This is a genomic window from Streptomyces sp. NPDC059957 (assembly GCF_042730015.1).
Lineage (GTDB): Bacteria > Actinomycetota > Actinomycetes > Streptomycetales > Streptomycetaceae > Streptomyces.
In genome coordinates this window covers 1-12,143 of record NZ_JBHWMB010000029.1, presented here as the reverse complement: position 1 = coordinate 12,143, position 12,143 = coordinate 1, and the positions used below count along the sequence as shown (strand labels likewise).

The 12,143-nt window shown below is 67.0% G+C and carries 12 protein-coding genes and 1 pseudogene; 3 read left to right on the top strand and 10 right to left on the bottom strand.

The features are described 5' to 3' along the window. The first annotated feature begins 424 nt into the window (after positions 1-424). The gene (locus ACFWBW_RS20490) at positions 425-661 is read left to right on the top strand and encodes a hypothetical protein (RefSeq protein ID WP_385374401.1); all 237 of its coding nucleotides are present in this window, start codon (positions 425-427) and stop codon (positions 659-661) included. Positions 662-818: 157 nt separating this feature from the next. Here ACFWBW_RS20490 and ACFWBW_RS20485 read toward each other — a convergent pair whose 3' ends face one another. From ACFWBW_RS20485 to ACFWBW_RS20450, 8 genes are all read right to left on the bottom strand, one after another. Further along, positions 819-1,331: a TnsA-like heteromeric transposase endonuclease subunit gene (locus ACFWBW_RS20485; protein ID WP_385374399.1), complete on the bottom strand. Its 513-nt coding sequence runs from the start codon at positions 1,329-1,331 to the stop codon at positions 819-821. 283 nt (positions 1,332-1,614) lie between these two features. Next, complete coding sequence (locus ACFWBW_RS20480) at positions 1,615-2,763, bottom strand: TniQ family protein (protein WP_385374397.1); 1,149 nt, start codon at positions 2,761-2,763, stop codon at positions 1,615-1,617. Continuing rightward, positions 2,760-3,332, bottom strand: a complete 573-nt coding sequence (locus ACFWBW_RS20475) for a hypothetical protein (protein ID WP_385374396.1) — start codon at positions 3,330-3,332, stop codon at positions 2,760-2,762. Before ACFWBW_RS20475 ends, ACFWBW_RS20480 begins: the two co-directional genes overlap by 4 nt. Then, a complete protein-coding gene (locus tag ACFWBW_RS20470) occupies positions 3,329-3,697 on the bottom strand; it encodes an AAA family ATPase (RefSeq protein ID WP_385374394.1) in 369 nt (122 codons plus the stop codon). Before ACFWBW_RS20470 ends, ACFWBW_RS20475 begins: the two co-directional genes overlap by 4 nt. Positions 3,698-4,021: 324 nt before the next feature. Beyond that, on the bottom strand, positions 4,022-4,177 hold the full coding sequence (locus tag ACFWBW_RS20465; RefSeq protein WP_385374392.1) for a hypothetical protein: 156 nt from the start codon (positions 4,175-4,177) through the stop codon (positions 4,022-4,024). Positions 4,178-4,184: 7 nt separating this feature from the next. Next, positions 4,185-6,251 (bottom strand): transposase, encoded by a 2,067-nt coding sequence (locus ACFWBW_RS20460; protein WP_385374390.1) that lies wholly within the window; start codon positions 6,249-6,251, stop codon positions 4,185-4,187. A 44-nt stretch (positions 6,252-6,295) separates the two neighbouring features. Next, positions 6,296-7,132: a TnsA-like heteromeric transposase endonuclease subunit gene (locus ACFWBW_RS20455; RefSeq protein WP_385374388.1), complete on the bottom strand. Its 837-nt coding sequence runs from the start codon at positions 7,130-7,132 to the stop codon at positions 6,296-6,298. 239 nt (positions 7,133-7,371) lie between these two features. Beyond that, complete coding sequence (locus ACFWBW_RS20450) at positions 7,372-7,881, bottom strand: SUKH-4 family immunity protein (RefSeq protein ID WP_385374386.1); 510 nt, start codon at positions 7,879-7,881, stop codon at positions 7,372-7,374. Positions 7,882-8,167: 286 nt separating this feature from the next. On the opposite strand from ACFWBW_RS20450, the gene ACFWBW_RS20445 reads away from it, so the two are divergent. Then, complete coding sequence (locus ACFWBW_RS20445; RefSeq protein WP_385374384.1) at positions 8,168-8,608, top strand: transposase; 441 nt, start codon at positions 8,168-8,170, stop codon at positions 8,606-8,608. A gap of 83 nt (positions 8,609-8,691) precedes the next feature. Here ACFWBW_RS20445 and ACFWBW_RS20440 read toward each other — a convergent pair whose 3' ends face one another. Both ACFWBW_RS20440 and ACFWBW_RS20435 read right to left on the bottom strand, forming a co-directional pair. Further along, positions 8,692-10,671 carry a WD40 repeat domain-containing serine/threonine protein kinase gene (locus ACFWBW_RS20440; protein ID WP_385374538.1) on the bottom strand — a complete coding sequence of 660 codons (1,980 nt, stop codon included), beginning with the start codon at positions 10,669-10,671 and terminating at the stop codon, positions 8,692-8,694. A 326-nt stretch (positions 10,672-10,997) separates the two neighbouring features. Continuing rightward, positions 10,998-11,581 (bottom strand): annotated as a pseudogene (locus tag ACFWBW_RS20435) (IS630 family transposase); the annotation flags it as partial. Positions 11,582-11,839: 258 nt separating this feature from the next. On the opposite strand from ACFWBW_RS20435, the gene ACFWBW_RS20430 reads away from it, so the two are divergent. Then, the coding region (locus ACFWBW_RS20430) for a PHP domain-containing protein (protein ID WP_385374382.1) at positions 11,840-12,143 on the top strand (304 nt) is incomplete at its 3' end.

The window sequence follows — 12,143 nt, the reverse complement described above, 5'->3', positions numbered from 1 at the left end:
TGCCGCAAGGATACCCCACGGTAAGGACATTCCTGGAGGGGTGAATTGAGTGGTGTCGGGCGCTTCAATCCTTGCGTCCGGTATTGCACTATTTCAGATCTAGCGCGATGTTGACTCTGGGTCAGCTCCCACAGGCTGCGAGCGCACGTGGTCAGCACAACCGATTATGCGGAAGCCTGCTGATAGAGTCGACGTGCTCTTGAGCGTGGTTCAGCCGCCTGTAGATCGGCCTGGTAGCGGCCATGGCGAACAGAGGCAAGAGCTGTAGGGAGCGCTCTGGATGGGCGGGAGGGGCTCGCGGTTCCGGTCCAGTTCACGCTTGCAAACACAATAGGCGAGCGCGGGCCAGTGGATCATGACGTCGTGCTCGTCGATGAGGTGACCCCAGATCTCAGTCTTCTGTAACCCCTGCTCGAGCAGGGCTGTGATTCAGATCCTTGACGGGCTTCGTCAGGCGGGCTTGCCGTGCGATCAACTCGCTGGGGTGAGGGCGCGCGGCATCCAGTGCTCGGCGGACGACGCGGCGGGAGACCTGATGGCGTTGGGCCAGGATGCGGATGGTGAGTCCTCGTCCTTGGGCATCACGCTGGATCCGGAAGTCCCGTTGCCTCTTGGCGTTCTCATCGTCGTCGCCGTGCAGGGAAGGCTTGACCTGCAGTAACAGTGCGGCGTCGTTGACGAGGGTCCGTTCGAGGATCTCCGCGGACGTTCCTGCCAGGATGGCCAGTCGGTCGCGGTGGAACCTGCCGAATGAGGGTCCGGCCCCCTTACAGATTCCGTGCAGGAGGCTGGGTCTGACGTGGTTGGCGCGGGGCCTCTCAAATTCGCCATGACCACCGGATCAGGACGCCGACCTGCGCAAACTCCCAGCCAACGGCCGAGCAAGCTCGGCTGGTCGCGGCGAACGCCTCCGCCGGAGGTTCGTCGACCTGGTCCTCGGTCCGCACATCGACCACCCGGGCACGTCCGTCGGCGAGCCGGACAAAATAGTCGGGCCCGTGGCGGCGCTTGCGTTCACCGTCATGCCAATGCAGCCAGAACGGCTGGGAGGCAATGCCCACAACGTCCGAAGCGAAGTCCAGCTGGATCAGACGGTCCCTCTCCAGCCACGACTCGTAGCCGACGTGTGTACCGGTCGTCGCCGCGTAGTACCAGCCGGGGAAACTGCGATCGCCCTTGTTCCACCGGAACCCACGGACAGGCGGGACGGCCTCGAACCGAACGTTCCATCCGGCACCCAACGCGACACGGCCACGTCGCCCAGCGTCGAGGAAGTCCAGGTCAAAGGCGCTAAGCAGGGGATCATCGTGCGCGTGAACCGATTCCCCCACCAGCTCCCCAGACAGCCGCGCCTAAACGATCACTCAACTTTCGGTGACACAACCTAGCGGTCACCAGACTTCGGTGACAACGCTCAACCTTCACTGCGACGGATCACTGGCCGGTCGCAGCCACTGTGACTGTCCAGTTCTGTTTGCGAACGTCCTGCGCGATGTGCCAGGTCGGGGATGGATCGGACGGAACGTCTTGCGAGGACGAGCAATGAGATCTTGCGAGTCCTGCGATAGGTCGGTCACCGTCTGTCCCCGAGCGGCGACCCGAGGAGCTCTCCTGTCACCAGGTCACGGCATGCTGCAGCTGCTGGCGGAGTGGTGCCGAGCAGTGTTCGAGGTCTCTCGAGTTCCAGAGGCGGCCCCAGCGCGCATGGGCCGGGTCCAGGGCGTGTGCGATCAGTTCGATGAGGTGGTCAGTTAGGTCTTGGGCAGGTAAGCGCTGGCAGTAGGTGGCCATGGCCAACAGGGCGGCGGCGGCCGGTGCGGGCCGTGGCAGGTTTCTCCATGAGGTGTCCATCCGGGGTGGGCCCTTGATCTGGGGTTCCCTCCCCTCAGTGAGCATGAGGTCCTTGTCGTGGTGTGCATGGAATGCGTCGAGGAGTTCTTCCCGTCCTGGGAGGTGCGGATGGCGTGGCCACGCGGCCGCGATGACCGTCGTCAGGACGCTCAGGTCGGTGAAACGCGTGCGCGCGTGGGCGGGGTCCGGGGACTGCAAGAGGTCGAGGAGCTCTTGCTGGATGGCCGCGATATCGGGAGTGAGGTCGGGGAAGGGCTGTGCGGGGTAGTCGTGCGGTTTATCGAGGCGGGCCCCGCAGATCCTCTTTTCTGCAAGGGGGGTGGCGGCCCGGCACTGGGCCGGGTGGAGGCCGACGGTTCCCTGAGCGGGGATGATCGCGCCGCTGCCCGGGGTCAGGCGCATAGGCGGCACGACGCAGGCTGGGCAGGAATCGCGGAGGTAGGTGTGGTGCTCAAGACAGGCGAACACGAACGGCAGGTGCCAGTGGAGCCTCCACGCTCCGCCGTACCGGTTTTGGATGGGCGATCCGTTGCCGGCCAGGCAGGCGGGGCAATACCGGGTGGAGTCGAAGCGGAGCCAGGGCGGCCGGGCCCTCCGGGTGAGAGCGTCGGCGAGCGGTGGGTAGAGGATGGAGAGGGGCAGCAGGGTGAGGTTCTCGGCCTGCTCCGTCGTGATCCGGGTGCTCCGTGCGAAGGTCTGCAGCTGTGGGGGATCCAGCCGCAGCAGGAGCTTGGTTGCGGCTGCGTAGGTGCCACGACTGCCGGGCGGGCGGATGGCTCCGGTGCGTCGGGCCACGCGCAGTGGGCTTTCGTCGAGGCGGTAGGCAAGCCGGAGTAGGAGTCCGAACAGGCTTTCGCTCTCCAAGGGGACGAGGCTTCGGGGCAGCGGGCCCTTGTCGGGTGGCCATGTCACCCGGTCGCGGTGTGCGGGCTGGGGCCGCGGTCGTCGAAGACGGCGTTGCGGCCTGGGCGCCGTCCGGCACGCGGTTGCCGACTGCCGGTGCCGGGCGGGTCGGCGTCGCCGGCACTGTCGATGGGGCGGTCCTGCCTGCCGATGACGATGCCATCCAGAAGGGCTTCGTCGAGGGCTTCGCGGCCGTTGTCCATGGCTTCCTGAGCACCGTCGGAGATGAGCCGGCCGAGGATGCCAGCGACGCCATCGCAGCGCCGGAACAGGTACTCGGGCATGGTCCCGCCGGTGAGGGCACCGGGGCGGGCGTTCATGAGACGCATGTGGTTCTCGATCCCGCGGAGATGGTCGGTGAACGCCTCGATCTCGCCGCTGGTGCCGTAGCGGAAGCGGTCCATCTCGACCATCTCGAAGCGGCGTTCGGTCTGAGTGACCTCCAGGCCGTGGACCCTGGTGCTCTCCAGCGGCGGCAGGATCCACTGGCGCTTTTTGGAGTCCCACCTCGCCTCGCGCAGCAAGCCCATGCCGGGGATGTTGACGCCGGTCAGGATCAGGGTGACCTGCAGGCTCATGAGTGGTCGGAGAGGTCCAGGACGTCCTGGTCGTCGGCTCGGTGCATGCGTAGCCGGTTGATGTCGTCGAGGATCAGCGCGCGGACGCCGTGGTCCCGCAGTGAGGCGGCAACCTGCCGGATCAGCTGAGTAAGGGTGCGGTGCGGGGAGGGAGGCCCGAAGAAGTTCAAGATCGACTGGCAGAGGCCCTTCGGGCTGGCGGTCACGGGAGTCTGGACGTAGACGACCGGGGCGTGCAGGTCAGCTGTTCCCTCGATCGCGGTCGGATTGAGGTGGTTGTGCAAGTCGAGCCAGGTGTCCTCGAACGCCGCGGTGACGGCGCAGACCGTCGCGGTCTTGCCATGGTTGCCGGAGCCGATGATCATGATCCCGGAAAGGGTAGGGGTCGTCCTGTTTGAGGACGTTGCCGTTCAGCCGTCGGGTGATTAGACGGGAGACCTTCGCGGACATCGGAGTCTGCTGGATGGGCAAGTTCACGTTCGTCAGCCGGCGCAAGAGCTCATAGTCCGCTCTGCGGCCTGGCGGCAGATATCCCCACTGGCTCGCGGTGAGCATCGGTGGCGGCTTGAGGTTGCCTCGGCTGGTGCGGAAGTGCTGCCAGCCCTCGAAGGTGTCGCGGTGTTGGCGGGGCCGCAGGACAAGCTCGGCGAGTTCGGCCCGCGTAGGCAGTCCGTCCAAGGGGTCCTGGCTCATGCACCTTCCTCGGCGGTGGTCGGGGCTTCGTCGTCCAAGCCGCCCGGCAGCAGGAACAGGTTCCGCTGGCGCAGGACGTCGTCCAGGAGCGGCGGAGCGACCGGCTCGCGCCGCTGGGCCGCTTCCCTACGGCGTCGGCGGGAGGTGTCCACGGCCCGCTCAAGGGCCGGAAGCAGGACGGGGGCCGGTTCCTCGGTTTCGGTGTGCTGGCCGGCGGTGCGGTCGGCCGCCGCGGAGCGGCCTCGGGACTCCTCTCGGGCCTGGGCCGCTCGTGCCCGATTTCTGGCAGGCGGCTTGGTCTTTCCGTTCTTCTGGGTGGGCCACTGCGTCACCGGGATGGTCGCCGTGAGGAGTTCGACCAGGACGGGCAGCAGGTCCTCGTCTGAACGCGGCGCCAGCCCGTGCCGGCGCACGTGTTCCAGAAGGAAGGTTCGCCACGGTCGCGTCGGAGAACGCTGGGACCTCGCCCTCGGGCGGCAGGCCTGTCCAGCGCAGGGTGTGCCAGGTTTCGTGGTCGTCGGGGTCCTGGAAGAACACTGTCCGGCGGTCTTGCCGGTCGCTGTGGATCACCCACTTCCCGGCCTGCCTGCCGCCCCGTCCGGATAGGCCGCGAAAGCTGTCCAGATCGAGGATGTCGTCGTGATACCAGAGCCCGAGGATCTTGACCCCGCGGCGTGGGTGGATCTTCACGTGGTGCTTGCGTAGGACTTGGTAGTAGAGGTCCGGCCTGGGGATCTGCATGGCCCAGCCACCCTGATGCATCGCGGCGGCGAACAGCGAGTTGGGGCTGTGGACCTCTCCAGGCGCCCAGGCGGGCGCGTACTCGCCGAGGATGCGGTTCTGCCACACCTTCACGATCCACGTCGCGATCACATGTTCTATCTGGGCAAGGGTGAGCACCGCGTCGCCCTCCGGGTCGGCACCGCGGTCGGCGACGTCGGTGCCGGTGAAACCCAGCAGGTGCTCGAACAGCATCGTCTTGACCGCGGCGAACGCCCGCTCGACCGGGGCCTTGTCGGTCGGCCGGAACGCGCGGGCCGGCAGAATGTTGCAGCCCAGAACCCGCTCGGCCTCCACCACGTCGTGGTTCTTGTAGAGGCTTCCGTGATCGGTGGTCACCGTCTCGGGCGAGAAGAACGGCAGGGCAGCGACCTTGCGCCCGGCGAACTCGGTGATGATCTCGGCAGGGACGCCCGGATAGGGCCACTCCATGTCCTTGCCCCACCCCTCGCGCATGGGCAGCGGCAGCATCACGTTCCGCAACAGCATCGCGACATCCACCGAGGTGTCCGAGGCGAGGGTGAGCCGGAACGCCGGGATTGAGTGCGAGTAGAGGTCCAACGCCAGGGCCAGGGTCGCCGACACCGCCTGGCCGAATACGCCCTCCCGCAGCTTCACCGGCAGCGGCGTCGAGTCCAGCGCCAGGACCTGCCCCGGCCGGTGGACCACCAGGCGACGGCCGACCCCCGCCTCCTCGGCCGCAGCCGCCGACCGCTGGTAGCGGGCCCTGGCGCCACCCGGGCCGAACCACTCCTGCCAGACCCTGCCGAGCGTCTGCCGGCTCGGAACCCGCGCGGCAGGAAAGACGGGAAACGTCTCGGCAATGTACTGGTGCACCAACCGGTGCCGGGCCGCCATCGTGATCCGCGAGCGGCCCTCGCACTCCTTCCTGACCGCGAAGATCGCCTCCCTGACCTCCTCGGTGACGCTCCGCCTTCCCGGGCTGCGACGGGTCCACCGCCCATCGGCGCAGGCCAGCAACAGGCTCTCCCCGCTCAGCACCGTCAGCCCCTCCAGCGTCCGCTGCCCCATACGGCTCAGCCCCAGCAGCGCTGACTCGCGAGGATCCATCCTCTTCAGCTCAGCGACCTTCGCCCGGCGCCGCTCCGTCAACGTCGTCCGCTGCGGGTCGTAGGCCACTCGCGGCTCGCCGGGCCGTGCCCGCTCCGGCCTGCCGTCCCGGAAGCCGGTCGCCGCCTCCAGCACGTGCTCGGCTCGGATGCGGGCCCGCTCCAGCTGGGCGGCCGTCAGATCGGTCAACGACCGCGGATGTTGCCCGCCGTCCCTGAGCGAGACCTGCCGAGGTGCATCGACAGCCTTGGCATCCCGGTGGTGCATCAGCCAACTGATCGGCCGCCTCTCGCACCGGCCGTCCTCATGCGCGAGGACGAACCGGCCCAACTGCGACTCCACTGCATCGACCCGCCACTTGACACCGTTCAGCACCAGAGCGGCGCCCGGCGCCAGAGCGAGTAGCCGCGCCGCCGCCATCACCACTGCCCACGCGCGCCGAGGCCCTGCCCGATCACCGAGGAGTCTCCCAGCGGCCGCCCCAGATCGACGGCCAGGCGGCGGTGCCAGAGCAGATGAACGGCATGCGCGCGCGCCACCACAGGCAACCGGGTTCGTGCCGCCATCTCACCGAAGGTGACGTGTCCGCTGGCGGCGGCTTCCAGCAGTTCCGGCTGGAGCCCCAGATGGTCTTCGAGCGGCCGACGTTGCGACGACAGGTGGTCCAGCACGCTGTGCACGTGCGGGCGCCAGCCGGCCACCACCACGTACTGCCAGCCGCATGCAAGGGCCGCCTCCCCGGTCGCGGCGAACTTGAGGGCATCGAGCGCGCCAATCCGGTCCGCCGGGCGGACGTCCAACACGACCACGGCACCGTCCGGCCGAACGGCCAGAAAGTCCGGGACGTGCTGGACCCGCCCTCTCTCATGCTCGAAGTCCAGGCGAAACGGCTGCGGCAACACCTCGACCACAGTGAGGAAATCCAGTGCCAGTAGGAGCCGTTGTTCCTCCAGCGAATCGAACCCGTGATGCCGGCCTGTCGAGACCATGAACTGCAGCCCCGGTCGATGGCGCTGTCGCGCTTGCCACGTGAAGCGGCGTACCGGCTCGGAGCTTGCCACCTGAACCGAGGCCATGTCGCGGACCGGCCAGACCACCTCACCACCGCTGATCTTCCAGGCCGTAGACCATCGCCTCGTCCACGAATCGCCCAGCACCAGCTGGCGGCGTATGGCATCACCGGGACCGTACGGAACCAGCAGTTCATCCAGCCCGGCCACGTCGGACCGGATGTTGAACCCGACCTGAGACTCCACCGCGCCAGAACAGCATCAAGAGCCGTTCGACGCGTACAGGTCTTCGCACCTGACCACAAACATGCGAGGACTGGACCACCTGTGACCGAGCCTGAGAACACCGAGGGACGAAGAGGCGCGTGCCTCGGAGCGTGCGCTGGGTCGATAGCCACCAACCAGCGAGCCAACCATCAAGGACGGGGCAGCAGGGGTGACCGACCCACCGGCTGTGGCTCCGCCCGTGACCGTACAGTCCTCGGCTACTCGTCTTCTGGCACCAGGACGCCGAGCTCGACTTCCTCGAAGACGCGTGACCACCAAGCTTCCTCGTCCGCGAACACGCTCGGATCGCTCTGCCGGGCCTGTTCGACCATGCTTTCGGCGAAGTCCTCGTAGTCGTCGTCCGCGTCGCTCTTTCCCGAGCACGCGAATGCCTCCCACACCTCCAGGACCTTCTGCAGACCCGCAACCGAGGAGTTGACCAGCCCACCCTGCTGGTCCCCATCGCCTTCATAGCCGCGGACCATCCACACTTCGCCACTTTCGATCAGCAGCCAGTACGTGTTGACGCCGTCCTCGAATGCACCGAGGAACACTGCCCGACCCGACGGGAGCTCGCGGACATCCAGCTCCCGGGCGGAATCCCGCACGAACATGCGCGCGCAGTCGACCGGCAACCCTCGCTCGATCAGCCCAAACGCCGCCTCGCCGCCCACACCCAGGCGCACGAGAGAACTCGCGTCATATGGCAGCCATAGTGCACTCGGCAACCGGCACCCCCGAACTCGATTCGTCCATCCGATCTGATCCTCTCAAACCACGAGGGACGACACATCGGACAGGACCTAGTAGGGCTTTGTTAGCTGGTCTTGTCACGTCGGGTGTGCGGTAGTTCTCTGGTGGTATGAGGGCTGGGGAGCTTGCCGCGGTTCGGGTCCGGTTGGAGGAGTTCGCCTCCGAGGTGTTCGCGCCGCTGGTGCGACGCGACCAGCGTGAGAAGGGCTTGCTCTATCTGCGGGGGCTGTTGCTCGACGGCCGACGCAGTCGATGCAGCCGATGGCCGAACGCCTCGGCGTCGACCACCAGCGGTTGCAGCAGTTCATGACGTCCTCGACCTGGCCGGTCAAGGACGTGAGGGCCCGGCTCGCATGGCGGGCCGTGGCCGCGGTGCGGCCCGAGGTGTGGGCCGTGGACGACACCGGATACCTAGCCCAGACAGGCAGAGGCGTTCACCGTCTCCTGAGCCTCGACACCCGACCGCTGTCGGCTGGTGGCGGGTCGATGGAGGCCATTGCTCCGTGGCTCGCCGCCTTCGAAGCCGCGGGGCAGGGCATCGCGCACGCCGCACAGAGCGGCAACCTCCAGCGTGGTCCCCGCCGCGTCCTGACGCACCACGTCATTTTCCACTGGAACCGACACGGCCTGCCCGCCCACACCCAGGCAGTCCTCGCCCACGCCGCCCGCGCCGTGATCTTGGCTCCCACCGCGACTACCTGACCAGCAGACGGTGAGGTACGCCTTCTTCCCTGGACATCTGGCCCCGGCGGGGCCCAGGCCCTCGACGAAGCTGCTGATCAGGTCTAGCTGAATTGCCAAATTTGGACGGCATTGTCGGGCGCGGCGCTGGCAGTCGCTAGATACTTCCCGCTCGGGCTGAATACCACCGAGGTGATGTATTCCGCGTGGCCGTCAATGGTGGCAGTGTTCTCGCCGCTGGTGACGTTCCAGAGCTTTGCGTGCGTGTCCCATGACCCGCTGGCGAGGGCCTTGCCGTCCGGACTGAAAGCCACCGCGCTGGGCTTCTTGGTGTGGCCGGCAAGGGTGGCGATGGTTTGGCGGGTGGTCAGGTCCAACAGGCGCACCGTGTTGTCCTCGCAGCCTACGGCGAGGATCCTCCCGTCCGGGCTGAGCGCCATCGTCTCGATCACGGCTGGCTGTTTAAGGGTTGCGATGGTTTTTCCGCTTCCCGCATCCCATAGCCGTGCGAAAACCCCGTTCGCGCCAGCGATCGTGCTGCCGTCCGGAAGAAAGGCGACGAGCGGCATGTTCCAATTGACGCTGTCTTGTAGGGTGCGTTTCATCATACCGGTGGATATATCCCAGATGACGCAACCGCCCTGTGATGACGAGCTGACAACAGTGCTTCCATTCGGACTGAGGGCTGCGCTCCAGACCGTGCCGTCGCTACCAGTCAACTTGGTCAGCGGTCGGCCCGTTGCCGTTTCCCACAGCCGGATCGTGGTGTCCTGGCTGGCACTCAGAAGTGTCCGGCCATCCGCACTGAACATGACGGCGAACACCTGATGCGTGTGTCCGGAAAACACTGCCGTCCGTTGCCGGGAGGCCACATCCCAGATTTCCACACCGCCATCTGGGCCCTGCCCGCCAGCCAGTGTCTTGCCGTCCGGGCTGAAAGCCATACTGCGAAAACCTTTGGTGTCCAGCTTCTCCGACCACCAGGATTGACTGGGCGCGGGCAGCGAAGGACCCGATCTGGAAGGTGAGTCGCCCTCGGACCGCGATTGCATCAGATGGACCCCAAGGGGCATGCCGCCCGCAGCGACCGCTGCGATCCCCAACCCGGCCAGGAGGACACCACGTCGTTGATTCAAGGGGCGACCCGGGTCGCGGGTTTCGGGAGGTTCCTCAGTTTCTGTCGGCCTTCCCGCGGCCACTACGGGCTCACGGATAGTGGATGGCGGGCCGGCAGGCGCGCGGAAGACCTCCGGCAGTTCCTCGGTTCCCGCTGCGGTTGGTGAAACGGCTCGATCCAGGCCGGAAAGGGCAGCGGCCACATCGTGCACGGTGGCGCGCCGGGCTGGGTCCCTGATCAGCAGGCCCGTGAGTACGGGCGCAAGTACTCCGGCTCCGTCGGCGACCGGGATCTCCTGAGTGAGGATGGCGACGTACAGGGCGGTGAGGGTGTCCGCACGGAACGGGGGCACGCCTTCGACGGCCGCGTAGAGCGTGACACCCAGAGACCACATATCGGAGGCGGGGCCGACTGCCTTGCCCTCCAACTGTTCAGGAGATAGATAGGCAGGCGTTCCGATGACCGTCCCCGTGCTGGTTAGCGTCACCGTCGCATCCGCCACACCGGCTATGCCGAAGTCGGTCAGAACTACCCGGCCTCCGGAAAGTAGGACGTTGTCGGGCTTCACGTCCCGATGGACCACGCCCGCGGCATGCGCGGCAGCAAGGGCATCGGCTACGGCTGCACCAATTGCCATCACCTTCCGGACGGGTAGCGGGCCGCGCTCTCGGATCTCCGTCGCCAGCGATCGACCTGCGATCAACTCCATGACGATCAGCGGGGCGCCGTGGTGCTCCACCGCATCGTGAACCGTGATGATGTGCGGATGGCTGAGCCTCGCCGCAGCGCGGGCCTCTCGCATCACGCGCCCGACGATCAGGTTCCGCTGAGCGTCGTCCAGCCCAAGCGGAACGAGGACTTCCTTGATCGCCACGTCGCGTCTCAAGGTCTCGTCCCAGGCGCGCCACACCCGCCCCATACCGCCTTGCCCTAGGAGCTCAACGAGCCGGTAGCGGCCAGCGACCACGTCGCGATCTGGATCCAACACAGCCGACACACTACCGATCTAGTGCGTGTTAGCCTCGCGCTTCCGCAAAGCGGGCTGTCCGGCAGGTGGCCAACCAAGCGAGAAGCACCTCTGACCAGGAAGTCCCCCGGACCAGATGGGGCACATCGGCAGACCTCCACTCACCCGCCCCCATCTCTTCCCGTTCTCTCACCGGCAAGCATCTGCTGTGACTTAGTAGCTGTTGTCGTTCCGATCTTGAGGGGTGGGTGTCGAACGGGAGTCTCGATCGGGTGATCGCGGCTGACCGTGGGCATGAAGGCATGGCCTCTTGGTAGCTCGGGGCGGGGCAGCACCGGCTGGGACCGGTCCAGGGCCTGGATCTGGGACTTCTCGTCCACGCAGAGAACCAGAGCCTTCTCCGGCGGATCGAGGTAGAGGCCGACCACGTCGCGGACCTTGTCGATGAACAGCGGATCCGTCGACAGTTTGAACGTCTGCGACCGGTGCGGTGCCAGCGCGAACGCCCGCCAGATCCTCGAGATCGTCGATTGCGACATCCCCGTGGCCGCGGCCATCGATCGGGTCGACCAGTGCGTCGCGTCTTCGGCGTCTCTTCCAGAGTTGTGACGATCACCCGCTCGACGTCAGCGTCGGTGATCTTCCGCGGGACACCCGGCCGCGGCTCGTCGCCCAGCCCGTCCAGACCGTGCTCGAGGAAGCGCCGCCGCCAGGTGCGGACCGTGTCCGGAGCGATCCGCAGCCGCCGCGACACTTCCATGACCGAGTGCCCGTCCGCGCACTCCAGCACGATCCGCGACCGCTGAGCCAAGGCCTGGGCCGTCGTGCGACGACGTAACCAGCCCTCCAGCACTGCCCGCTGGGCATCAGTGACCGACAACGGCGGAATCTTCGGACCCGGACGACTCAGACCGAACTAACGACAAACCTCAGACTCAGGTCACTAGCAGTCGGCGTTTCATCCAGACGCACACCCGTCACCCTGGGTAGCAGCAGGTCCCCCTTCGGCGCCGGTCGCAAGAAGCCGTGGGCATTCGCAACCTGTGCTGGCCAGTCACAGGGCGCTGGGCTGTGTCGGGAAGTCGCGCTGTTCGAATTATGTTCGATACGGTGGTTGTATCTGGTCAGGGTGGCTGGAAAGGGGTGGTCAGCCGATCGGAGGTGGCTCATGGGCGTCGGTGCGCACCTGCATGCCGCGAGTGGCTACTCGGCCCGGTACGGCGCCTCGCACCCCTCTGACCTGGTGAAACGGGCCGCCGAGCGGGGGATCGGGACGCTCGCGCTCACCGATCGCGACACCGTCGCGGGGACGGTCCGGTTCGCGAAGGCGGCTGCTGGGGCGGGGGTCCGTCCGGTCTTCGGCGTCGACGTCGCCGTCGCCCCCGTCGTCGGATCCGGCGGCCGGGCCGCCCCCGCCGGGGCGCGGCCGCGGACGCCGGCGCGGGGTGGTGCGTACGTGGTCGAGCCGCCCC

Excerpts from the sequence above, each read along its gene's own strand:
- ACFWBW_RS20475 (WP_385374396.1), bottom strand. The coding sequence starts at position 3,332 with ATGAGCCTGCAGGTCACCCTGATCCTGACCGGCGTCAACATCCCCGGC.
- ACFWBW_RS20470 (WP_385374394.1), bottom strand. The coding sequence starts at position 3,697 with ATGATCATCGGCTCCGGCAACCATGGCAAGACCGCGACGGTCTGCGCC.
- ACFWBW_RS20445 (WP_385374384.1), top strand. The coding sequence starts at position 8,168 with ATGGCCGAACGCCTCGGCGTCGACCACCAGCGGTTGCAGCAGTTCATG.